The 24,288-nt window shown below is 40.1% G+C and carries 18 protein-coding genes and 7 tRNA genes; 9 read left to right on the forward strand and 16 right to left on the reverse strand.

Annotation, left to right across the window (positions count from 1 at the left end; genetic code table 11):
• Positions 1-12: 12 nt before the first annotated feature.
• The 4 genes from TOL2_RS18635 to TOL2_RS18650 form a co-directional block, all read right to left on the reverse strand.
• Positions 13-89, reverse strand: a tRNA-Thr gene (locus TOL2_RS18635).
• Positions 90-156: 67 nt separating this feature from the next.
• Positions 157-232 (reverse strand) — tRNA-Gly (locus tag TOL2_RS18640).
• Positions 233-322: 90 nt separating this feature from the next.
• Positions 323-407 (reverse strand) — tRNA-Tyr (locus tag TOL2_RS18645).
• Between the two features lie 8 nt (positions 408-415).
• Positions 416-491 (reverse strand) — tRNA-Thr (locus TOL2_RS18650).
• A gap of 333 nt (positions 492-824) precedes the next feature.
• Between TOL2_RS18650 and TOL2_RS18655 the strand changes: the two genes are divergently transcribed.
• The 5 genes from TOL2_RS18655 to TOL2_RS18675 all read left to right on the forward strand — a co-directional run bounded on the left by TOL2_RS18655 (position 825) and on the right by TOL2_RS18675 (position 6,658).
• Positions 825-2,699, forward strand: a complete 1,875-nt coding sequence (locus tag TOL2_RS18655) for a LysM peptidoglycan-binding domain-containing protein (protein ID WP_014958842.1) — start codon at positions 825-827, stop codon at positions 2,697-2,699.
• Between the two features lie 5 nt (positions 2,700-2,704).
• Positions 2,705-2,779 (forward strand) — tRNA-Arg (locus tag TOL2_RS18660).
• Positions 2,780-2,795: 16 nt separating this feature from the next.
• Positions 2,796-4,139, forward strand: a complete 1,344-nt coding sequence (locus TOL2_RS18665; RefSeq protein ID WP_014958843.1) for a peptidase U32 family protein — start codon at positions 2,796-2,798, stop codon at positions 4,137-4,139.
• A 132-nt stretch (positions 4,140-4,271) separates the two neighbouring features.
• A complete protein-coding gene (locus TOL2_RS18670; RefSeq protein ID WP_014958844.1) occupies positions 4,272-6,206 on the forward strand; it encodes a penicillin-binding protein 1A in 1,935 nt (644 codons plus the stop codon).
• Positions 6,203-6,658: an N-acetyltransferase gene (locus TOL2_RS18675; RefSeq protein WP_014958845.1), complete on the forward strand. Its 456-nt coding sequence runs from the start codon at positions 6,203-6,205 to the stop codon at positions 6,656-6,658. Before TOL2_RS18670 ends, TOL2_RS18675 begins: the two co-directional genes overlap by 4 nt.
• Here the strand turns inward: TOL2_RS18675 and TOL2_RS18680 are convergent.
• From TOL2_RS18680 to TOL2_RS18710, 8 genes are all read right to left on the reverse strand, one after another.
• Positions 6,653-7,705 (reverse strand): hypothetical protein, encoded by a 1,053-nt coding sequence (locus TOL2_RS18680; RefSeq protein WP_014958846.1) that lies wholly within the window; start codon positions 7,703-7,705, stop codon positions 6,653-6,655. The two genes, TOL2_RS18675 and TOL2_RS18680, sit on opposite strands and share 6 nt — an antisense overlap.
• A gap of 25 nt (positions 7,706-7,730) precedes the next feature.
• On the reverse strand, positions 7,731-8,915 hold the full coding sequence (locus TOL2_RS18685) for a phosphoglycerate kinase (RefSeq protein ID WP_014958847.1): 1,185 nt from the start codon (positions 8,913-8,915) through the stop codon (positions 7,731-7,733).
• Between the two features lie 14 nt (positions 8,916-8,929).
• Entirely contained in the window at positions 8,930-9,193 is a 264-nt protein-coding gene (locus tag TOL2_RS18690) for a hypothetical protein (RefSeq protein ID WP_014958848.1), read from the reverse strand.
• Positions 9,194-9,204: 11 nt separating this feature from the next.
• Positions 9,205-9,939, reverse strand: a complete 735-nt coding sequence (gene radC / locus TOL2_RS18695; RefSeq protein WP_148278151.1) for a RadC family protein — start codon at positions 9,937-9,939, stop codon at positions 9,205-9,207.
• Entirely contained in the window at positions 9,905-12,442 is a 2,538-nt protein-coding gene (gene gyrA / locus TOL2_RS18700; RefSeq protein WP_051012588.1) for a DNA gyrase subunit A, read from the reverse strand. Before gyrA ends, radC begins: the two co-directional genes overlap by 35 nt.
• 59 nt (positions 12,443-12,501) lie before the next feature.
• Positions 12,502-13,596 (reverse strand): AI-2E family transporter, encoded by a 1,095-nt coding sequence (locus TOL2_RS18705; RefSeq protein ID WP_014958851.1) that lies wholly within the window; start codon positions 13,594-13,596, stop codon positions 12,502-12,504.
• 125 nt (positions 13,597-13,721) lie between these two features.
• The gene (locus TOL2_RS25170) at positions 13,722-13,877 is read right to left on the reverse strand and encodes a hypothetical protein (RefSeq protein ID WP_173391129.1); all 156 of its coding nucleotides are present in this window, start codon (positions 13,875-13,877) and stop codon (positions 13,722-13,724) included.
• A gap of 100 nt (positions 13,878-13,977) precedes the next feature.
• Complete coding sequence (locus TOL2_RS18710; RefSeq protein ID WP_014958852.1) at positions 13,978-15,264, reverse strand: thiolase family protein; 1,287 nt, start codon at positions 15,262-15,264, stop codon at positions 13,978-13,980.
• A gap of 137 nt (positions 15,265-15,401) precedes the next feature.
• Here TOL2_RS18710 and TOL2_RS18715 point away from each other — a divergent pair, with 137 nt between their 5' ends.
• Positions 15,402-16,181, forward strand: coding sequence for an NRDE family protein (locus tag TOL2_RS18715; protein ID WP_014958853.1), 780 nt, complete (start codon positions 15,402-15,404; stop codon positions 16,179-16,181).
• A gap of 114 nt (positions 16,182-16,295) precedes the next feature.
• A complete protein-coding gene (locus tag TOL2_RS18720; RefSeq protein WP_014958854.1) occupies positions 16,296-17,171 on the forward strand; it encodes a protein kinase family protein in 876 nt (291 codons plus the stop codon).
• Positions 17,172-17,202: 31 nt separating this feature from the next.
• On the opposite strand, the gene TOL2_RS18725 is transcribed toward TOL2_RS18720, so the two are convergent.
• Both TOL2_RS18725 and der read right to left on the reverse strand, forming a co-directional pair.
• Positions 17,203-18,516 (reverse strand): replication-associated recombination protein A, encoded by a 1,314-nt coding sequence (locus TOL2_RS18725; RefSeq protein ID WP_014958855.1) that lies wholly within the window; start codon positions 18,514-18,516, stop codon positions 17,203-17,205.
• Between the two features lie 5 nt (positions 18,517-18,521).
• Complete coding sequence (gene der, locus TOL2_RS18730) at positions 18,522-19,970, reverse strand: ribosome biogenesis GTPase Der (RefSeq protein ID WP_014958856.1); 1,449 nt, start codon at positions 19,968-19,970, stop codon at positions 18,522-18,524.
• Positions 19,971-20,259: 289 nt separating this feature from the next.
• On the opposite strand from der, the gene TOL2_RS18735 reads away from it, so the two are divergent.
• Positions 20,260-20,574: a hypothetical protein gene (locus TOL2_RS18735; RefSeq protein ID WP_014958857.1), complete on the forward strand. Its 315-nt coding sequence runs from the start codon at positions 20,260-20,262 to the stop codon at positions 20,572-20,574.
• A gap of 114 nt (positions 20,575-20,688) precedes the next feature.
• On the opposite strand, the gene TOL2_RS18740 is transcribed toward TOL2_RS18735, so the two are convergent.
• Together TOL2_RS18740 and TOL2_RS18745 are read right to left on the reverse strand one after the other, a co-directional pair.
• Positions 20,689-20,766: transfer RNA gene (locus TOL2_RS18740), tRNA-Glu, on the reverse strand.
• A gap of 15 nt (positions 20,767-20,781) precedes the next feature.
• Positions 20,782-20,857, reverse strand: a tRNA-Lys gene (locus tag TOL2_RS18745).
• A gap of 544 nt (positions 20,858-21,401) precedes the next feature.
• Between TOL2_RS18745 and TOL2_RS18750 the strand changes: the two genes are divergently transcribed.
• Positions 21,402-24,281, forward strand: a complete 2,880-nt coding sequence (locus tag TOL2_RS18750) for a 6-hydroxymethylpterin diphosphokinase MptE-like protein (RefSeq protein WP_014958858.1) — start codon at positions 21,402-21,404, stop codon at positions 24,279-24,281.
• Positions 24,282-24,288 lie beyond the last annotated feature (7 nt).

Here is a 24,288-nt window from a genome sequence, read left to right on the forward strand (position 1 = left end):
CTGCCGTTGTTTTGGAGCCCATGACCAGAATCGAACTGGTGAACCTCTTCCTTACCAAGGAAGCGCTCTACCGACTGAGCTACATGGGCCCGAAAAGGCGATTCAAATTAATTAAATTTTAACTCAAACCATTATTCAAGTGAAGATCGAAAGAAGTGGAGCGGGAGACGAGATTCGAACTCGCGACATTCAGCTTGGAAGGCTGAAGCTCTACCAACTGAGCTACTCCCGCAAATAATGAACTAAAATAGCTAACCGTTATAATTAGCCATGTAGTAACGATCCACCAAAACAACGCTTTAAGATCTCCTACACAACATACTGGTGGTGGGGGGAGGATTTGAACCTCCGAAGGCTGAGCCGTCAGATTTACAGTCTGATCCCTTTGACCACTCGGGAACCCCACCATTTTTTTTGGAGCCGATACCCCGAATCGAACGGAGGACATTCTCATTACAAGTGAGATGCTCTACCAACTGAGCTATATCGGCTTACCTTAAATTTGCAACATTTTGTCACATCAAAAAGACCGGGAGATAATAGCAGAGCAACTCATGATAATCAACTCTTGATTTACAGAATTTTACGGGTATATTAGCCTAAAAAACGGCCTTAATATCAAATTAAATCCTTTTTGCTTCTAATTTCTAAGCATACCTTCTGATTTGATAAAATCATCTATTTGTTAACCCTACTGAGTAAAAAAAACTGTTTAAAATACAGGGATACACCCATTGGATAAATAATTCATATATCCTTGACATCCTCTTATTAATTTTATAATTAGGGCAAATTAAAAATCATTGTAAAAATCGAGGAGACAAATGGCTCAGCAGACAAAACTTGCTCTAATATTGATTATTCTTTGGATCACGGCAGGTTGTCAATATACGCACAATAAAAATAGCTCCTCAGATATTCTAAAAAGAATCAATGAGCCTGAAAAATCAATTGTAAACAATACTACTTTAAACGACACTAAATTGATTAAACACTCCCTTGAAAAATCAAGTGAATCCAAATTAAACTGCACCACCTCGAATTCTTGTTTACAAAATCAGGCTAAAACCAAAACTGATCCAAATGAATCAGATCTTGAAAAAGAATCCGATCTCTCAGCCCAGGAAAAAATTGACCAGGCGCTGGATCTTTGTAATTATGCCCAGCAGATGTGGGAAAAAGGCAAATTGGAAGAAGCACTGACCAACCTTGATTCGGCTTATTATTCCATACTTGAAATTGATCCGGACATTTATCCCGAATTCAATCAGCAAAAAGAAGATATCAGATTCCTTATATCCAAAAGGATTCTTGAAATTTACGCATCCCGCCAAATTGTAGTTAACGGTCAACACGATGAGATACCCATCACCCTGAATACGCATGTAAAAAAAGAGATAAAAAGGCTGACAGGGCCTGAAAAAAAATTCTTTATCCAGTCGCTTGAACGGGCACAACGGTATAGGCCGTTTATTGTTTCCGAATTAAAAAAAGCAGGATTACCAGAAGATCTTTCCTGGCTCCCTTTAATTGAAAGCGGCTTTAAGATCAGGGCATTATCCCCTGCAAGAGCCCTTGGTTTATGGCAATTCATCCCTTCGACCGGATACAAATTCGGATTAAACCGCAATTATTATATTGACGAACGCTTAGACCCTGAAAAAGCAACCAGAGCAGCCATTGCTTATTTAAGAGAGCTTCATAATCTTTTTGGGGACTGGACAACCGCACTTGCTGCATATAATTGCGGAGAATCAAGGGTCTTAAGAATCATTAGAAAACAAAGTATAAATTACCTTGATAATTTCTGGGATCTTTACCAGAATCTGCCAAGGGAAACATCACGATATGTTCCTAGATTTTTAGCCACACTTCACATTGTTAATAATCTTGACAAATACAATATCAAAATTGACACCCCCTCAAAGCCTTTTGATTTTCAAGTATGTGAGATCAAAAAACAGGTCAGACTTAAAGATATTGCCAAAAAAATAGGAATGGATACGGCAACTTTAAAAGAGCTTAATCCTGAACTTAGATACGCACTGTTGCCTCCAGAACCTTATATGTTAAAAATACCGAAAGAAAAAGCCCAATTATTTCTTTCAACAATTGATGAATTAAAAACAACGGGTACCCCTCCTCCAATGTATGTATTTCACCGCGTTAGAAGGGGTGAAACATTATCAGGCATTGCTAACAAATATAAAACATCAGTCCGTGCCATATCGATTGCCAACAACATCCATAAAACTCACAAAATATTTGCCGGCAAGGTACTAAAAATACCCGGCAGTACCAATAGTTCAATTGCCAGTATTGCTACAGCTACTCAGTTGAAACCCGGACAAACGATTACATACACGGTCCGGCGCGGAGACAATCTTTGGAATATTGCCAGGAAATTCGGTACGACCACAAAAAATATAATGACGACAAATCGGTTATCCTGCACTAACTTGAACATTGGTCAAACCCTTTATATTACTTCCAAAAAACAATTAATTCTTGCGAAATCAGATAGTTCAAAAAAAAGCAGCTCTCAACACAACAAGACTTTTGCATACCGGGTAAAATCAGGTGACAGCCCTTTCTCAATTGCAAAAAAATATAAAATGGATTTAAATCGACTTCTGGCCTTGAATCATTTGAATAAAAGAAGTAAGATCTTTCCCGGTCAAAAATTAATTATCGAATAATTTATGCCCCCGTAGCTCAGTGGATAGAGCATAGGATTCCTAATCCTTGAGCGCAGGTTCGATTCCTGCCGGGGGCACCACACATATGCAGCCCTTATGAAAAAACACCCTTCAGAACCAGCACCCAGAACCCAGAACCCAGAACCCAGCAATCAACACCCAATTACCAACACTCAGAACCCAGAACTCTTTAAACCTGAACTGTTGGCACCTGCAGGTAATTTTGAAAAACTGGAAATCGCCATTCACTATGGTGCCGATGCAGTATACCTGGCAGGTAAAGATTTCAGCCTGAGAAATTTCTCAGGAAACTTTACAGATACTCAACTGTTTGATGCAGTTACCCTTGCTCATCAGCACAATGTAAAAGTATACCTTGCCTGCAACATCTACTCAAGAAATCATGAACAAAAACAGCTTGAAGCCTTTTTAAGCAAAACAGGCCGGATAGGTCCTGATGCCATTATTATATCTGATCCTGGAATCATTTATCTGGCAAAAAAAATTATTCCAAATATTGACATTCACCTAAGCACCCAGGCCAATACAACCAACCTGAATGCTGCCATGTTCTGGCAGGAAATGGGCATAAAAAGGGTTAACCTTGCAAGGGAATTGTCCATAAATGAGATAAAACAAATCAGTTCAGATTGTAAAATAGAAACAGAAACATTTGTTCACGGTGCCATGTGTGTATCCTATTCAGGCCGATGCCTGCTCAGTAGTTTTTTAAGCGGCAGGGATAGCAACAGGGGGCTTTGCAGTCATCCCTGCCGATGGAAATACTCGGTGGTGGAAGAACTTCGACCCAACGAATATCATTCTCTTATGGAAGATGACAGGGGTTCATATATATTCAACTCGAAAGATCTGTGCATGATCAAGCATATTCCTGATCTTATTGATGCCAATATAACCTCGTTAAAGATAGAAGGCCGAATGAAGGGCATCAACTATCTTGCTTCTGTTGTTAAAACATACAGGAACGCTATTGATGCCTATTTTGATAAACCAGACACATATGAAACCAACCCGGAATGGTTAGCCGAGCTTTATCAGGTGTTTCACAGGGAATACTGTACCGGCTTTTATTTTAATAAACCTGATGAACAATTGCCTAATTATAAAAATATTCATCAAGGCAAAATCCATAGTTTTATCGGAAAAATTATTAATTGCACAAAAAAAATGCAAAATCAGGATCACACGAAAAACAACAGCCACATAACAAAACAAGAATACACGATTGGTATTAGAAACAAACTCAGTGTCGGTGATATGATTGAAGTACTTTCGCCAACAGGAAGTCCAAAAAGAACAAAAATTGAAACAATCCTTGATATAAATAAAAATTGCATTGAAAGTGCCCAGCCAAATACAATCGCTATTCTTAAGCTTGAAATGCAATGCCGACCCAATGATATTGTTCGAAAAATATAAAATAGATCCATTTTTCTTTGTCAATTATCCGCTTTTAGTCAGCAGTTACAACCATTTCCATCATAAAATTTGTCACAGAATTTTGACAAATAAAGACCTTCATAAAGACACAAGTGGATTTTTATAAACATAATGCTGAAACGAAATTCTATTTTATTATCCATTGCCCTTGTTGGAATTTTTTTTGGAATTCCTGCCGGGGTTTTTTTAAGCCTCTTTCATGATTTGCCGCAAATAAACAGCCTTAAGCAGTTTAAACCCTCCTCTGTTACAACTGTTTTTTCATCAGACAAACAAATTCTGGCCAAATTTTATATTGAAAAAAGATTTCCCGTATCCATTGATAAAATCCCAAAAAACCTCATAAATGCCATTTTGGCCATAGAAGACAGGACATTTTATAAGCATTCCGGTGTCAACTTAAAAGCCATTGCCAGAGCCATCATCCATGATTTAAAGGCCGGAAAATTCAAACAAGGTGCCAGCACCTTAACCCAGCAACTGGCAAAAACACTGTATCTTACTTCTGAAAAATCAATTGTCAGAAAAATCAAAGAGGCTATTTTAACACTTCAGATCGAACGGCGGTATACGAAAAATGAAATACTGGAATTATATTTAAACCTGATTTACCTGGGATCAGGGGCATATGGTGTTGAGGCCGCATCACAAACCTATTTTAACAAATCCGTAAGTGACCTTACACTGGCCCAGGCAGCCTTGATTGCCGGGCTTCCCAAAGCCCCTTCCGTGTACTCACCAATCAAAAATCCTGATTTGGCCCAAAAAAGAAGAAATATTGTTCTCCGGCAAATGCTGGATACAAACATCATCACAACACAGGAATACAATTTAGCCAAAGCAACAAAAATTGAAGCCCCCCTTCCCCAAAAAAATATGAATCCGGCTGCTTATTTTATTGAATATATAAAAACAGTTTTAAAACAGCAATTTGATTTGGAAAACATCTATTCAAACGGACTCAATATATATACAACACTTAATTTAGATCTTCAATTGGCAGCAAATAATTCTGTTTCAAATCGAATGGCACAACTTGAAACCCGGGTAAAAAAACATGGGAAGCCTTACTCAAAACTCGAATGCGCACTGGTTGCAATTGATATTAAAACCGGTGCAATTTTAAGTATGGCCGGAGGAGTCAATTTTAATAAAAGTTCCTTTAACAGGGCTGTCTATGCTAAACGACAACCTGGTTCAGCTTTTAAACCATTTGTTTATGCCACTGCAATAACCCGGGGATTTTCACAAAATGACACCCTGCTTGATGCACCCTTATCATATAAATTGGAAAACAATCAAACATGGCAGGTGAATAATTTTTCAAAAACGTATTCAGGCGAAATCACCCTTCGTAAAGCACTGGCATTGTCAAAAAACACACCTGTTGTAAGGCTTATAGAGGCAATCGGTCCTGCCAAGGTGATTGAATTTGCTCAAAAAGCCGGAGTGTCATCCAAACTTCATCCCAATCTTTCTCTGGCCTTAGGAACTTCAGAGGTCAGCCTGATGGAGCTTACAACAGCGTATATTCCGTTTGCCAATATGGGATTTAAAGTGGCCCCCTTTTCCATCATTCAAATTACGGATTCAGATTTCCGGATTATGTATCAAACCTCAATACAGAAGCAATCCATCATGTCCAGACAAAACGCAGCCATTATGTCTGACCTGTTAAAAGCTGTTATACTTGAAGGAACCGGTAAAAAGGCCATGATCATTCAAAAGGATATTGCCGGGAAATCCGGGACAACCGACAATTATAAAGATGCTCTTTTTATTGGATTCAATCCGGATATTGCCGTGGGTGTCTGGGTGGGCAATGATGATTCTACCTCTCTTGGAAAATATGAGACCGGTGCAAAAGCCGCCCTGCCCATATGGATTGATTATATGAAACACTTTCTTTCAACTAACTCTTGTCAATATTTTGATATACCGGATGGAACAAAAATGATATATATGAACCCCAATACTGGTAAAATCAGCAGAGAACAAATTTCCGGAACAGTAAAAGCATTGATTAAAATAAAGGACAATAAATGATAAGAAAAGCTGTATTAGATGATGTCAAACATATCCATGCCTTGCTTCAATTCTATCACAAAACCGGTGAACTTTTAGCAAGGCCGCTGAGCAAACTATACGACCATTTAAGAGACTTCTGGGTATTTGAAGATCCCAGGCAAAATAAAGTGGTTGGCTGCTGTGCATTGCAATTTTGCTGGGAAAATATGGCTGAAATCCGATCTCTTGCAGTTGACCCCGATTTTACAGGTCAGGGAATCGGCACGGTTCTTACGGAAAGAACCATTCAAGAAGCCGTATATTTTAAAATAACGGATCTTTTCACCCTGACCTATCGGCCAACCTTTTTTGAAAGGTTTGAATTTTCAATCATTGATAAAAATGAACTTCCAATTAAGGTATGGTCAGATTGTATCGGGTGTGTTAATTTTCCAAATTGTGACGAAATTGCCATGCTTAAAAAATTATAAGTACACCATTTTATAAGGAATGGGCGAATATATGAGTACGGATGGCTTTGGCAGGATATGCTCCCGGGAGACCGTAAGCCAGTTGGTGTCTGGGTTTAATTCCCGAAGTCTTCCTCCCTCTGACGGCAATGCATGACTTGTATAATCATATTTAACATTTAAAATACACACAAACTTTTCCCGGTGCCTTGCTACCACATAATTTTTGATAAAACAATCCTGGTTGATGCCGGCAGCTTCAGCCAGTTTTTTTGTTTCATCTTCAGGCAATTTAACCAATACAGAAGTGGATACCCCGCCTTCATCAATCCTTAAAAGAGTTCTGGATTCACTGGAAGAAACATAAATGGTTGTAATCCCGGGCAGCTGTTTGAAATATTGGGCAGCCACAATTGCTGCTGTTCTTCTTCCTCCGGACAGAACCGGAACCCCATAATATTCAAAAAATTTTTTTTGAAAATCTTCAGCATATTTATCCCCTTTTTCATACAGATCTTTTGAAATATACCTCAAATCCCTGGCAAGTGCTTCCGAGGCATCGGTAATGGGCCAGTCTATCCTTACATGGAAATGGGTCAGTCCATATCTTACCTTGCTTTGTTGATTTCTTTGAATCAACAAAGCATAATCAATGGGGAGCAACGATCTTAAAAATGAAAAAAAATCACTGGTATCAAAAAATTTAAGGTTACGGTTAAAATTTTCCACATCCGGAAAATATTTATGCGTCAATAAATTGGTTTTTGTTATTTTATTGGCATCAAAATACCGAATGTATTTTTTATGTTTTTTATCAATAGTATCTTCGGAAAAAATAATCAAAAATGAATTCTGTGCATCAAACTCAACCGATGGAATCCGGGCACGAGGCTTGAGTTCCCTTAATTCCACAAATGGATAGGGAGTCCGTAACCTGAGAAAATTATTATAAGAGCCCACAAGAGAATACCCTATAACAAATTGGTCCAATTCATCGCGCAACACCTCATAGTAAGACCTTCTGAGCCGTTCTTCCCGGCTTAAGCATTCTCTATCCTTGCAGGACATAACCGTATCCCCCTTTTTTTGTACTCTATTCCTTTTTTTCCAAGGCAACCACACCGGGGAGTTTTTTGCCTTCCATTAAGTGCAAAAAAGCACCGCCACCGGTTGAAATATAACTTACCTTGTCTGCCACATTGCATTTTTTTGCAGCAAGCCCGGTATCCCCTCCGCCAACAATGGAAAAAGCATCTGATGCGGCAATAGCATCTGCTATAATCTGTGTTCCGGACATGAATTTTTCCATTTCAAAAACCCCCATAGGACCGTTCCATACAATTGTTCCTGCTTTCTTAACGGCTGTGGCATATTCTTTGGCTGTTCTGGGACCAATATCTAAGGCCATCCATTGATCCGGAATCTGATCCAGTTCACAGACTTTTACACTGGCATTTTTATCAAATTTATCCGCACAAACCAGATCTTTTGGAAGAAGAAAGTCTATCCCTTTTTCTTTTGCTTTTTGAACGATACCGGATGCAGTCTGTAAAAGGTCGTTTTCAATCACGGAAGCCCTGGTATCAATCCCCTGGCTTTTTAAAAACGTGTTGGCCATGGCACCGCCAATAATCAATGTATCAACAAATTTGAGCATATTTTCCAAAGCAGCCAGTTTGCCGGATACTTTTGCACCACCAATGACTGCCACCAAAGGTCTTTGAGGATTTTCAACTGAATCGTAATAAGATTGAACTTCTTTTTCAAGTAGAAATCCAGCTGCAGATTCTTCTGCGAATTTGACAATACCCGTAACAGATGCCTGATCCCGGTGGGAAACCGCAAAGGCATTGTTCACATATACATCACAAAGATTGGCAAGCTTTTGTGAAAATCCGTCATTATTGTCTTTTTCCTCTTTATGGAATCTTAAATTTTCCAGCATCAGGATCTGACCGTTAGTAAGTTGGCTTACTCTTTTTTCAACTGCTTCACCAACGCAATCTTCTGCAAACAAAACCTGTTTATTTAATAATTGAGACAGCCTTTTACAAACCGGTGCCAGACTGAATTTTGGGTCCCGCTTGCCATTTGGTCTGCCCATGTGAGAGGCCAGAATGATTTTTGCATCTTGCTCCAACAAGTATGAAATAAGATCCAGGGTGGCGGTGATCCGGTTATCGTCTGTAATATTAAGATTTTCATCCATTGGCACATTATAATCAACCCTGACAAACACTCTTTTTGATGTCACATCAATATCTTTTATTAATTTCATCGGCTTCTCCAACATTATTTTTTCTTTTTTCTGTGAACCTGTTTTTTACGGGACCAGCGTTCAAAAAAATTCATGACACCCGATTGGGTTCCCCTTTCAATAATCTCTTCTTCCACTTGAACACCAGCTTTAGTGGCCATGGCATGTTGCAGACAATTAGTTTTTAACGGACAGTGATAAAAGCACTCATCCGGTGTCTGCCTCAATCCCTTATCGGTCATGGGAAATACTTTTTCAAGGATACCAAAACATTCAGGCGTGTCATTTTCTTTGTTCATTTGTTTCTTTATTAATAATTTGTTTGTTCAAATTCCGTATTAAACTTTGATATTAAGCCTTGGGCTGCAAAACTGTATGCCCCGTTATTTCCAATAATCATATGCTCATGCAAAACAATTCCCACATATTTGAGTGCAAATAACAATTGTCTTGTGATCCGGATATCACTTTTAGAAGGCTCAACATCCCCCGAAGGGTGATTGTGTGCAAAAATAACGGCTGCGGCATTATGTTGCAAGGCACTGATAATAACTTCCCGCGGATAAACAGAACTGGTCGTCAAAGTTCCGGTAAAAAGAATTTGACAGGTCAATACCCTGTTTTTGGCATCAAGAAAAATTCCGGCAAACACTTCTTTTGTTTTATGTCCAATGGTCTGGTTCAAATATTCCATCAAATCCCGGGGATTTTGAACCACATCTTTTGATATGATTTTGCTTTCAAGGTACCTGTCAGACACTTGTTTAATCAACCGGATACCCAGACTGCTTGACGGCCCTACTCCTTTAATTTCACACAGCGATTCATGACTTGCCTCCAGAACCCTCTGAAAAGTCTTAAACCTCTTTAACAGCAATTTTGCGCTCTGTTTGCAGTCTTTTCTCGGGGTATTCAAAGAAAGCAGCAACTCAATGACTTCATAATCATGAAATCCTTGAAGACCGTTTTTAAGAAATCTATCCTTAAGCCTTTTTCTGTGGCCCTCTCCCTTATGAATCAGTTGGGTCATCTGTCTTGTCAACATTCTCCTCATCAACAGGAAATTCTTTCAGAGTATCATCTTCCGGATCATCCTGCCCTGCCTGATCTTCTGCCTGATCTTCTGCCTGATCTTCTGCCTGATCTTCTGCCTGATCTTCTGCCTGATCTTCGTCCTCGGGAAGCCTTGCAATACCGATAAGGGTTTCTTTGGCAGACAGGTTAATCAATTTAACCCCCTGGGTGTTCCTGCTGATAACATTAATGCCTTCAATGGATGTTCGAATCAATTTTCCTTTATCCGTAACCATCATCAACTCGTCATTGTCATCCACCAAAAGCAATGAGACCATTTTGCCATTGCGTTTTGATGTTTTAATGGAAAAAACACCCTTGCCGCCACGGGTCTGAGTCCTGTACTCTTCAATAGAAGAGCGTTTTCCATATCCGTTTTCAGTCACGGTAAGCAAAGTATCTTCTGATTCCAGAACCTCCATGCCGACAACTTTTGTATCCGGGTCTATTCTCATTCCCCGAACCCCCATAGAACCCCTGGCCGTTGCACGAACATTTTTCTCATTAAAGCGGATAACCTTGCCCCCTTCCGATCCAAGAAAAACATCCATATTTCCGTCGGTGATTCTTGCCGCAATCAACTCGTCTCCCTCAGCCAGCTTCACCCCGATCAAGCCGCCGGATCTTCTCCTGGAATAGGCCATCAAATCGGTTTTTTTCACCCGGCCTTTTTTAGTGGCCATGACCACATATCTATCCTCAACAAACTCATCAACGGTTAATACAGTGGCAAGCTTTTCACCCTCATCAAAATTCAACAGATTTACAATGGCCTTTCCAAGACTTGAGCGGCCTGCCATGGGCAATTCATACACCTTTGCCTGGTAAACCTTGCCCAAATTGGTGATAAATAAAAAGGTGGAGTGGGTGGATGCGACAAAAAGATGTTCCACAAAATCATCCGTCTTTGTTCCCATTGCGGTTTTGCCTTTCCCGCCCCTGTGCTGACTTGAATACAGTGTAATGGGGTTGCGCTTGATATACCCGCTTCTGCTGACAGTCACCACCATGTCTTCTTGGGCAATCAGATCTTCAATACTGATTTCAGCCGTACTCTCAACGATTTGGGTACGCCGCGGATCACCAAATTCTTCATTCAGCTCGGCCAATTCGTCCTTGATCAGCCCTCTGACCACTTCATCACTTGAAAGGATCTCATTATACCAGGCAATATCCTTTAAAAGGGCATTATATTCACTGATGATTTTTTCTCTTTCAAGTCCTGTAAGCCTTTGCAAACGCATATCAAGTATTGCCTGGGCCTGAATGGCTGTCAAACTGAACCTGGATATCAATCCGTTTTTGGCCTCTTCAGGAGAATTTGAAGCACGAATAAGAGCCACCACCTCATCCAGATGATCAAGAGCAATTTTCAGGCCTTCTAAAATATGTGCCCTTTCTTGCGCCTTTTTTAAATCAAATTGTGTTCTGCGGATAATAACATTTATGCGATGTTCAATAAAATGATTCAAAATTTCTTTTAAAGTCAAAAGCTGCGGGCGGTTATTGACAACGGCAAGCAAAATAATACCAAAACTTGTCTGCATATTGGTATGCTTGTACAGCTGGTTAATCACAACCTCTGCAATCTGATCCCTTTTAAGGCCGATAGCCATTCTCATTCCATCTCGGTCTGATTCATCACGGACAAAGGAAGCACCTGTAATGACTTTGTCCCGCATAAGTTCTGCTATTTTTTCAACGACCTTTGCCTTGTTTACCTGGTAGGGCAGCTCGGTCACAATAATTGTTTCCTGACCGTTCTTTTTATTTTCCTCAACCGTTACCTTTGCCCGCAGCGTAATAATACCACGCCCTGTGCTATAGGCCTCATAGATACCCTTGGTACCATAAATATGACCAAAAGTCGGAAAATCAGGGCCTGGAATGTATTCCATTAAATCCTGAATATCCATTTCAGGATTGTCAATCAATTGGGTTAACGCACAAACCACCTCTTTGATGTTATGGGGAGGAATATTGGTTGTCATTCCAACGGCAATACCCGAGGAGCCATTTACCAGCAATGCAGGAAATTTTGTGGGTAAAACAGAAGGTTCTTCAAGGGTTTCGTCATAATTGGGAATAAAATCAACAGTTTGTTTTTCAAGATCTGCAAGCATCTGATGGGAAATCTTGCGCATACGAATCTCGGTATACCTCATTGCCGCAGCAGAATCACCATCCACAGATCCAAAGTTACCCTGACCATCCACCAACATATATCGAAGTGAAAAATCCTGGGCCATTCTAACAATGGTATCATAAACGGCAGAATCCCCATGAGGATGATACTTACCAATCACATCACCAACAATACGGGCAGATTTTTTATAGGATTTATTCCAGTCGTTTCTCAACTGCTGCATGGCATACAAAACCCGCCGGTGAACCGGCTTCAGGCCATCACGAACATCGGGCAGCGCCCTTCCGATAATGACACTCATGGCATATTCAAGATAGGATTGTTTCATCTCCTTCTCAATGCTGGTCACATTATTGTCTGTATTAATAATCAACTTTACAACTCCAATTATTTCTCTTTAAGAACCTTTCCGGGTTCAACCATAAACTGAAAACTTGAAAAATATATGTCTGCAAGGGTTAAAAACAGGGTTGCGATCAATGGACCGTAAATAATACCCAGAATGCCATAAGCTTTTAACCCGCCGATAATAGCAAAGAATACGATTAACGGATGCATACTGACTCTATTTCCCACTACCCTGGGTTTAAAGATATACTCAATCCCCCAGGACAGCACGGCATAAAAAACAAGGACAAAAATCCCTGAAAAAAATTTTAATTTCAGCATCAGGATCACTGCGGCAGGGACCATGACAATACCGATCCCCACAATGGGCAAAAAAGCCAGAAATCCCATGATAACACCCCATAGGAAAGGAGAATTCCACCCTAACAACCAGAAAAGTAAACCGCCTGCAATTCCCTGAATCAATCCGCCAAGGCCATTTCCGATAAGGACTGCACCTGCCATGTCCATAAATTTTTCAAAAAGTTTTTCATCATGTTCATCCGGTAAAGGAGACAGGTCATACATATATTTTATAAACTTATCCCCATCGATAAACATGTAAAATACCACGATTAACATCAGACCAAAATACAACACCAGATTAAACACATTGGATGTAATAAAACGGGCCTGTTCAAACAATGATAATCCCACGGCCTTTCCAAGTTCTGAAATGGGGCTGACCAATTCATCCCAGGTCACCTCTTTTTCGATACCTGCCCTGACCAGCAGATCATTGAATCGTTCCAAGGCATGCGTATTTTCAAACAAGTCTTTTAATTGATTGGAAAAAACCGCATCTTTGGCCATGGTATAAAGATTAAAGGCTTCCCTGGAAAGCACCCCGATAAAAAAAACAACCGGAATAAAGACAACAAAAAAAATCAGAATACAGGTAAGAACTGAAGCAGCTTTGGGGGACAGTTTCTTTGAAAAAAACCTGAAAACCGAATTAAAAATTCCTGTGGAGACGACCCCTAAGATGATAATAGCAAAAAACGGGGCAATCAGCTTACCTGCAAGCAGAATCGAAATACAGAACAGCACAATAAAAAATACAAACACTGCTCTTTGAGAAATATTTTGCTCCAAGATTTCACCAATCTATTCAGTCAAGGTACAAAGAAATGAAAAGGGTTAAAAAACCATGTAAAGCCGTAATATGCAAAAAGGCTTGCACAAATACGGCTTTACATAAATCCAAGAGTCTTCTTGTTTTAGTTTCTGATCAGTCCAAGGGCTGCCAGAACAAGAAGTATCTCAAATATAATGACTTGAAGAAAGCTTCCAAAAAAATGGTATACAATACCGCCGCCAACAATAGCCGGCACTGCCGTAAAGATTAACATGCCTAATTTTCTAGGAATATCCATAATAAAAACACTCCTTTATGCATTTTATTTCAAATATTTTAACCCCATTAAAAACATAGGCATTTCTACCATTTTAATGGTTCCAAGTAAAGGAAAAAACTTATCTTTCGATAATCATGGCCATGCCCATACCACCACCGATACACATGGAGATCAAACCTGTGGAGTATGATTTTCTTTTCATCTGGTTAATGGCTGTAACCATCTGTCTTGCACCTGTACAACCAATGGGATGACCGATTGAGATGGCTGATCCCAGTTCATTGGGTTTTTCCACATCAATATTGAGTTCTCTCATGCATCCAATGGCTTGAGCGGCAAAGGCTTCGTTCAGTTCAATCATGTCAATGTCTTCAATCCCCATACCGGTCTGTTTCAGCACTTTTCTAATTGCCGGTACAGGACCTAGGCCCATGTATGCAGGATCAAGTCCGCCGGATGAAAAAGCTTTAATTTTTGCCAGTTTTTCAAGACCAAGTTCATCAGCTTTTTCTTCGGTCATCAACAGAACGGCTGCTGCTGCATCATTGATTCCAGATGCATTTCCTGCTGTAACACTTCCGTCTTTTTTAAATGCCGGACGAAGTTTTGCCATTTTTTCCATGCTGGTTTCCATGGGGCGTTCATCTTTATCAACAATGGTATCGCCTCTGCGGGATTTGATCACAACCGGGATAATTTCTTCAGCAAAAGTACCGTCGTTTACCGCAGCAAACGCTCTATTGTGGCTTATTAAGGACAGCTTGTCCTGTTCTTCTCTTGTAATACCGTATTTTTCTACAATATTTTCTGCCGTAAGTCCCATGTGGTATCCGTAAAAAATTTCATATAATCCGTCAAATACCATCAAATCATGGACAGGTCCTATGCCGGTAAGTTCCATTCGATGTCCCCATCTTGCCTTGTTCAATGCCATGGGGGCATTGCTCATGCTTTCCTGACCACCAGCAAGAACCACTTCTGCCTGACCTGCCATAATGGACTGGGCACCAAGAGCAATGGCTTTGAGTCCTGAACCGCAGATTTTATTTACTGTAAAAGCAGTTGTCTGTCTTGAAATACCCGCAGCAATCATTGCCTGCCGGGCTGTGTTCTGTCCCTGTCCTGCCTGAAGGACATTACCCATGATAACTTCATCAATAAACACAGGATTTAATGAATCATCATAATCATATCCTTTTTTTTCAAGATCAATCACGCCCTGATCTTTTAACGTATCAGGAGAAAATTCATCCTGGGATGCATCCACAACAGGTTTCAAACCAGCTCTTTTTAAAACATCTTTCATTACATAAGAGCCAAGTTCAACTACGGGTACGCTTTTCAGGGAACCACCAAAAGACCCTACAGGAGTTCTAGAACCACTGACGATAACAACATTTTTCATTTAAAGCCTCCATCAATATTGATTTTTTCGCTATTAGCAGCTACATTTTAAAACTGCCATAAATTATTAATAGTTACATTTTAAATACGCCATTAGATTCAATAACAAAGAGACAAATAAAAAACAAGGAATTATACATGTGTTTAATCCTCTTTGGATATAAAGTTTCAAACAAATATCCTTTAATTTTTGCCGCCAACCGGGATGAATTTTATCAAAGACCTACAGCCCCCATGCATTTATGGAAAAACACCCCTGCTATTCTTGCGGGAAAAGACCTTGAACAGGGCGGCACATGGTTCGGGGTCCACAAAAACGGAACCTTTGCAGCCCTTACCAATTACCGTGATCCTTCCTCAATCCGTCCGGATGCCCCTTCAAGGGGTGAAATTATTGTTGATTTTCTCAAATCCAAGAAACCGCCTGAAACCCATTTTAATCATCTTAAAGAAAAACAAAATCCCTACAATGGATTTAATCTGTTGTTTGGCAGCAAAGATGATATATTCTGGTTCTCCAACCTTAAAAACACCATTGAAAAAATAGCCCCCGGCATTCACGGACTTTCCAACCGGTTTCTGGACACCCCATGGCCTAAAGTGGAATCCGGCAAAAAAGCATTGCAGGATATCATCTGCGGCACCATCACTTTTGAATCTCTTTTCTCCATACTGACGGACCAATCAATTCCTGATGATGATCAGCTTCCTCAAACCGGAGTGGGACTTGAATGGGAAAGAATGCTGTCTTCCTTATTTATCCATAGCGATACATATGGCACAAGATCCTCCACTGTAATGCTTATGGATCAAAACGGAACAATCGAAATCACGGAACGAACCTATGATCCTCAAGATACGCTGACATACAACGATCGCCGGTTTGTATGGGAAGGGTCAGAGTCAGGCCTTTCTTGACTAATTCTATCAACCGACCTATTATATGGGATAAACACCTTATATTGTATATGGTAACCCAAGGGTGTCATCCATCTTCAGACAGACTTGAAAAATTGATAAAGGGTGCCGATCATGAAACAATGCAACGGATGTGGAAAAATTGTCTCCCAGACAATTACCATGTGCCCGGTCTGCGGCATAAACAATTCAGGCCCTCTGAAATTTATTGATGAATACAAAATTCAAACCATTATTTATGAGGACCGCACTTCAATTGTCTGCAAAGCTGCAAAAAACAAAGATACCTCACCTGTAACCATCAGAATATTTACGGAAAAATCCGGTATGGATGAGCGTGTGGCCAAACGATTTAAAAACGAACTTGAAAAACTCAAAAAACTGCCGGACGAATATTTTTTACGGCATTATGCAATCAAAAAAAGCAGTGACGGACCCTGGTACAAGATCAGCGAATGGATGGATGCCTCAGATTGGAACTCTGTCTTTAGGTCCGGGATATTGGATTCCCTGCCCAGGATGGTCACCCTTTTTCATAATATCGCGTCAATACTTGATATTTTGAATAAAAATGATCATTTTATGCCCTATCTTATTCTTTATGATCTTATGATCCCCAAAGAAAAAACAAAAAATCTCAACATAAAACTCAATTACAAACTTTCAAGATTTTTAAATGCAAGAGCTACCCATAACGGCCCCATGCTTCAAAAAACACTTGACTGCCATCCTGATATCATAAACCAGCGGGCCATTGATTTTAGAAGTGGAATATGGTCACTTGGGAAAGTATTTATTGAGCTGTTAACCGCAGACTCAAACCAAAATATCAATTCCTCAACAGTGGATGAACTGGACAGTCCAGACCCTGAACTTGCCGCCCTGCTCAATGCCATGCTGTCAGATGACCCGGATCTGAGACCCCAAACCATGGAAAGCGTTGTGTCTGAGTTATTTCATATCTTAAAGCGCCTGACCTGTTCCGAATAAGCTGAGCTATAATCGACAGGATTCTTTTCTTTTACCGCTTCAGGTTAATCCAGGCATCAAGCCGCTGTTTCACAGTTTTCTCATATCCCCGGTCAGTTGGCAGGTAAAAACGATGATCGCAAAGCGTTTCCGGCAAATAGGACTGAGGGATATAGCCGCCCTTATAGTCATGGGCATACTTGTACCCTTTGCCGTAATTCAAGTTTTTCATCAGCTTTGTCGGGGCATTCCGGATATGAAGCGGAACCGGTTCATATCCGGTTTCCTGAACCGTTTTTTTAACCTGTTTGCGGGCCATATACACAGCATTGCTCTTGGGAGCTGTGGCAAGATAAATAGCTGCCTGGAACAAAACATCGTCTCCTTCGGGACGGCCTAAAATCCGAAAGGATTCACCGGCATTCAAGGCCATGGTCAAGGCTCCAGGATCAGCCATGCCGATATCCTCGGTGGCAAACCGGATCATTCTTCTGAGCATATAATAAGGATCATCCCCTGCCATGAGCATGCGTTCCAGCCAGTAAATCGCCGCATCAGGGTCACTGCCACGCATGCTCTTGATAAAGGCTGAAATCAGGTTAAAATGTTCTTCACCCGCCTTATCGTATAAAAGTGATTTTTTCTCTATGGCAGTTTCAACATCCTGGATAGAAATCCTGTCTTTTTGAGAAAAATGAAGCACTGCTGTTTCAAGATTGGCTAAGGCAATCCTGGCATCACCGTCGGCCACCCTTGCAATATGTTCCAATGCCTCATGGGTCAATTGCTCTTTTTCAATCCCCATCCCATTTTTTTTATCTGTCAGCGCCCGGATCAAAATTGTTAAAATATTTTCTTTTTCAAGACTTTTAAGGGTAAACACCCGGCATCGGGATACCAGGGCCGGAATAACCTCAAAGGACGGATTTTGGGTGGTGGCCCCCACAAGAGTTATCAGCCCTTTTTCCACATGATGTAAAAAAGCGTCCTGCTGGGCCTTGTTAAACCTGTGAATTTCATCCACAAACAGAATGGTTCGTTTTTGATACAGGGCCTGTCTTTTTTTGGCCTGTTCAATAATCTGCCGGATCTCTTTTACCCCGGACAAAACAGCTGATATTTCTACAAATTCAGATTTTGTCTCATTGGCTATAATCCCTGCCAGGGTTGTCTTCCCACATCCGGGCGGTCCCCAGAGAAGGATGGAGAAAACCCGGTCATCTTCAATTGCTTTTTGGAGCAGACTGCCTTTAGCTGTCAGGTGTTTTTGACCCTCCAGCTCATCAAGAGATTTGGGGCGCATTCTGTCAGCCAGGGGGCGGGTCAGGGATTTGTCCCGAGAACTGTGAGATTCAAAAAGATCCATTGTTTTTAAGCGATATCCGTATCCCTTTGTCTTTTTTTCTTACTCTGTTCTTTTCTCTGTTTTTGTTTTTTGGTGATCTGTCGTTTCTTTTTCTGAAAGATCCGTTCATCTTCTCTTGATCCACCTGAAAATTTAATTTTTCCCGTTTTTTCCCTGAAATAGAGTTTGATTGGAGTTTTTGAAAGCGGAATCATCTGGCGCAACTGATTGAGCAAATATCTCTCATAAGAAAAATGAACTGCTTTGGGAAAATTAACAAAACAGACAAAACAGGGGGGTCTTGTCGCCACCTGGGTGGCATAGAAAAATTTTAGTCGTTTTCCTTTGTACAGGGATGGTTCTGTTCTGTAAACCGCATCCTCAATAATCCGGTTCAACACACCGGTATTAATCCTGTGGCAATATTCCTTATGAATTTTGACCACTTCATCCAGAATCTTATGGCACCGCTGCCCGGTCAGAGCGGATATAGTCATGGCAGGAGCATAGGACAAAAATTTTGACTTGTACCTTAAATCCTCCATGTATTTTTTTACGTTTTTACGTTCTTTATCCAGAAGATCCCATTTGTTTAACAAAAACATGGCACCGCATCCCCGGTCCTCGGCATATCCGGCAATGGTAATATCCTGATCTGTAATGCCTTCTTCCGAATCAATCAGAATCAATGCCACATCACAGTCATCAAGGCTCTTCAATGATTTTAAAATGGAAAATTTTTCAAGTTTCTGAGTAACCTTGCCCTTGCGACGAATACCGGCCGTATCCACAAGGACAAATTGTCTTCCTTTATACTCAACCGACAATTCGATGGCATCCCGGGTGGTGCCGGCCTTTTCATTGACCACTACACGCTGTTCGCCAAACAGCCGGTTTGCAAGAGAAGATTTTCCCACATTGGGTCGGCCCACAATGGCTATCCTTATAGGTGTCTCACCCTCGTCTTGGGCCTGATCATATTCCGGCAGGGTTTGAATAAGGTCATCTAAAAAATCACCCACCCCGATGCCGTGTTCGGCTGAAATCTCATAAAAATGATCAATACCCAGTGAATAAAACTCAGCAAGGTCGTCATGCTGTTTGTAGTTTTCAATTTTATTGACCAAATAAAAAACCGGTTTGGACATTCGGCGTAAAAAATCCGCCAGTTCACGATCATAGGGAGACAATCCGGCCCGACCATCCAGAATAAAAACAAGAACGTCCGCCTGATCCGCCGCAGCCGTCAATTGCTCTTTAATCTGGGAGGCAAAATAATCATCATCCGAACTTAAAAATCCGCCCGTATCAATCACTGTAAAGTCAATGTCATTCCACTGTGCATCCGCATAGTGCCTGTCTCTTGTTACACCCGGAAAATCATCAACAAGCGCCTGTCTTGAACGAATGATCCTGTTAAATAATGTGGATTTCCCCACATTGGGCCTGCCCAGAAGGGCCACAACCGGTTTCATGTTTTAACCTCCAAAAAATTAAACCAACTTATTTATCAGTTTATACAATATATTGAATTATTTATAAATAGTAATGACGGTGTCTGTAAAGATTGTCTTCATTTTGTAATTTGGTCACAACATCTACCATGAGAAGGGTCTGACTCCATTAATCTGATTAGTCCACAAATAAAAATTATTGACACTTTTTTTATAAAAATTTATTCTATAAAAAATTGGGTGTAGCCCTATAAAATCTGCCCGATTGTTAACACAACGACCTTATAAAATAAGGTTAACGAGGTAAATAATGTTGACCAACACATCCGGCATACACAATTTAACTGGATACCAGGCTCAACTTAATATATCCAATACTGCTAAACCGTCATCCCATGCAACTGGTTCTCCTGTTTCAAACCGTAAAAATATCAATGATACCGTAAATATTTCCAATAAAGCAAGAGATCTTCAACAGGTCTATCAAAGGGAAAAAACTGAGGTAGAGCAAAATCACACAAATGCAACCCAACAGCTTGAAAGAGAATACCTCCAGGAAAAAAGCAGGCTTGAAAAAGAATTCAGCCGAAAAAAACAAGACCTGGAAATAAATATTTACGCTTGACAGCCGATCATCATCAGTTTAACCGCTTGGATTTTTTTAACAATGATATAAACAACATACTTTAAAAAGCAAAAAGGCTTTCAGCAAACGCTGAAAGCCTTTATTTCTTTTAATTGGCGTCCCCAAGGGGATTCGAACCCCTGTCGCCGGCGTGAAAGGCCGGTGTCCTGGACCGGGCTAGACGATGGGGACGCAATGTTTTTTTCATGGTGGGCCGTGCTGGGCTCGAACCAGCGACTCTCTGCTTAAAAGGCAGATACTCTACCGACTGAGTTAACGGCCCCGGTCAATCAAAAACACGAGATATCTATATTATTTGGAAAACAATGTCAACTGTTTTTTTTAAATCATATGGATATTTCATTTTATTTTTTTTAAACATAGCCTTTCAAATCCCAGGGCCACCAACACAAATTTCTGCAGCCTTAGATTTCCATACCGCTGTTCAAACTCTTTGCCGCTCTTTACCTTATGCGCATACACACGGCTTTCACCCTCTCCCGTCTGTTTTTGCACTGTTTTGCAATTTCAAGAATCCGTACCATTATGGAGATTTCATTGTTCTGGCCCTTTCCCCTGTATAATTGTAATGTACAATCCTTGAAACCATATCAGCATAATTAAAGGATTTATCAAAGAGTGTACCAGAACCTTGAACTTTTACAAATAAAAATCAGTTGAAAGAAACGCTTGATTTTCTCATGAAGATTGCCGATATTCTTTAAAAATAATTTTATAAAAATTTTTAAAGTTAGATTGCCTGCCTGTTCAACCCGGAGTATAAATCACATATATAATCCGGACAATCGGCTTTGGGAGATATTAAAATGAATCAAAACCATATCAATTTATATGAATCAAACCTGAAACTTCTTAAAAGAAAACATCCGGAAGTATGGAAACGCATTACTGAAAAACAACCTGAGCCATTCGGTGAAATTTCCTATGCCTCCAATGGCAATCCAAATTTGACAGTCATAAATAGCCATGAAAACTCCATTTTACTGCACAATGAAATAAATCCGGAAAAAGAAAGCATAGACTTCCTGGAAAAAATACCCCCAGACCACAAAGGATTTGTCGCCATACTCGGCATGGGTCTTTTTTATTCTGCTCTCAACATATTAAAGAAAAGACCTCATCTTCAATACCTGGCACTTTTTGAACTGGAACCAGGAATTTTCATCCAGGCACTTCGACACACTGATCTTTCACCTATATTAGAAGACCCGCGTCTTATACTGAGTATTGAAACAAAAGCAAATATCTCTGAAACACTTGCAACAGCATCCAGAACATTTCAACTGGAAGATTCAAGTATTTTACATCATCAGCCGTCCTTCGACTTTAATCCAGACGGATATAACCAGCTTAAAGATGATCTTTTTGCCCACATCAATGGTCTTAATATTGGAGGAACTACTACAAGGATACTGGGCAAAGATTTTCTAAATAATCGTTTCAAGCATATCAGCACTATTCATCATCATCAATTACTGGAACAGATACAAAACAAATTTGATAATGTCCCCGCCATCCTGGTTGCCGGAGGACCTTCTTTAGACAAAAATATTCATCTGCTGAAACAGATCCAGGAAAAAGCAGTCATCATTGCTGTTGATACTGTGTTACCGGCTCTTCTGAAAAATGATGTACACCCGCATTTTCTAACATGCATTGACCCCAATGACCTTACCTTTGAAAAATTTGCCGATATCATACCCAAGGTTAAAGATGTTGCTCTGATCTGTTCATCCTGGGTAAATCCCAAAACACCCAAAGTCTTTCCGGCTGAACAAATTTTCTGGACATTTACGAGCAACCCCATGGAAGCATGGCTAAATTCACTGATTGGAGGAAAAATCATGACCGGTGGTGCCAGTACTGTGGCACACTTAAATCTAATTGCCGCACATATGCTGGGATGTGATCCAATCATATTTATCGGTCAGGATCTGGCTTATCCCAACGCAACTTCAGCTTCCCATGCAAACGGCACCGTCCTTCAGGGATCTGCCCCGACAGATGTCATAACAAATCATATCCAGGGAGAAAGCGTTACCGGTATTAATGGAGAATTTTTACGAACAAACCGTTCATTCTTAAGCATGAAAAAGTTTTTTGAGGCCGCCATTGCTAAATCCGACAAAACCCATATCAATGCGACGCAAGGGGGTGCAAATATTGAAGGCACAAAAATCCTGACCTTGCAGGAGGTCATGGATAAACATTGCAACACCCGAATCAATACCACCCAATGCCTCAAAAAATTTCACTCTACTGTAAAACCAATCAACCCGGATAAAATGCTTATTGAGTTCAACAGGATACTCAATAAAACCAAAAAATTACAAAAACTCATCAAAAACTCAGATGAAATTACAAAAACTTTATTCAAAGAACTTACAAAAGTTAAAAGAACCGGCAAATGTATTAAATCTTTTGAGATGCTTACCCTGCCGCAAAAAAAACGAATAAACAAAATTGATAAATTTCATAAAGATCTGGACAACACCCTGGAAGTCTGGAAAATTTTAGAAGAGATAACCATGGAAGGATTAAAAGAAAGTGAACGTCAAAAGCAGGATATTTCAATACTTGAAAATGATCCAGACAAATATATTGAATGGCTGTTAAAAAACTTAAACCGGTTACTTGATATCAATAAAATTCGAAAAGATACACTGATGCTGCTGTCAGATAACTTGAACGCGGTCACCTCATTTCACCAAAAAGAAAATAACTATTTAGCAAAAATTAATAAAGGGATACAAACAGAACAAAACAAACTAAACCTTGCCGGTCTCTATATTGACTCAAAAAATTATTACCTGGCCAAGCCCCTTCTGAAAGATCTTTGCAAGTCAATTCCGGAATCCGGAGAAGTTTATTTTTATCTTGGCTGCTCAGCGGCTCAGTCTAATATGCTCAAACAAGCAAACCGTTATTTTCAAACCGCCATAGAATACGATCCAAGGTTCAACCGACAAGTAGACTCATATATACAGGGAATTGGGGACGACTTCCTGAAGTTTGCCCAATATTTTAAAACCCAACCGGGGCGTGATCTAAGCGTAAAATATATGGTGCAAAAAGGACTCAGATACCATCCAAACCACAGAGGACTTCAAAAAGAGCTGGAAATAATCTTAAAGCAAGACCTGGAAAAAATCAAATCTGACATTGATGCGGATAATTATCAAAACTCAGCTGAATTGATAAAAGAATGGTATCACAATGCAATGAATCAAAACGATTTGTTTAACAATCTCTCTGCAGAACTTGTAAGCAATATTTTTCTGTATCAGGGCAAGTTTTTCCTATCACAAAAAGAGCATCAAAATTGCCTTGCAAGCCTTAAATCAGCTATGAAATACTCACCCAAAAATCAGGATATTCATTCCATCATCATTGATACATTGTTCGTAATTGGTGATTTTAATGGAGGTATTGACGCACTGAACAAAGCCATCAAACTGGACGTTAAGTTTGCATCCTACTGGGAAATCATCGGTGACAGCCTCCAGAGTGCCGGACAAAATGAAGATGCGATCCTGGCCTATGAAAACTGTTTTGTTCATCTGCCGGACAACATAGCACTGCTCAAAAAAATAGGTGATTGTTATATGGCCACAGAGCAACTGGAGGCAGCCAAGGCCGCCTATGAACAGTTAAAAATAAAAATGAATGTTCTTAATGATAGGTAGATCCAGC

Origin of the sequence: Desulfobacula toluolica Tol2 (assembly GCF_000307105.1) — a bacterium.
GTDB classification, from domain to species: Bacteria; Desulfobacterota; Desulfobacteria; order Desulfobacterales; family Desulfobacteraceae; genus Desulfobacula; species Desulfobacula toluolica.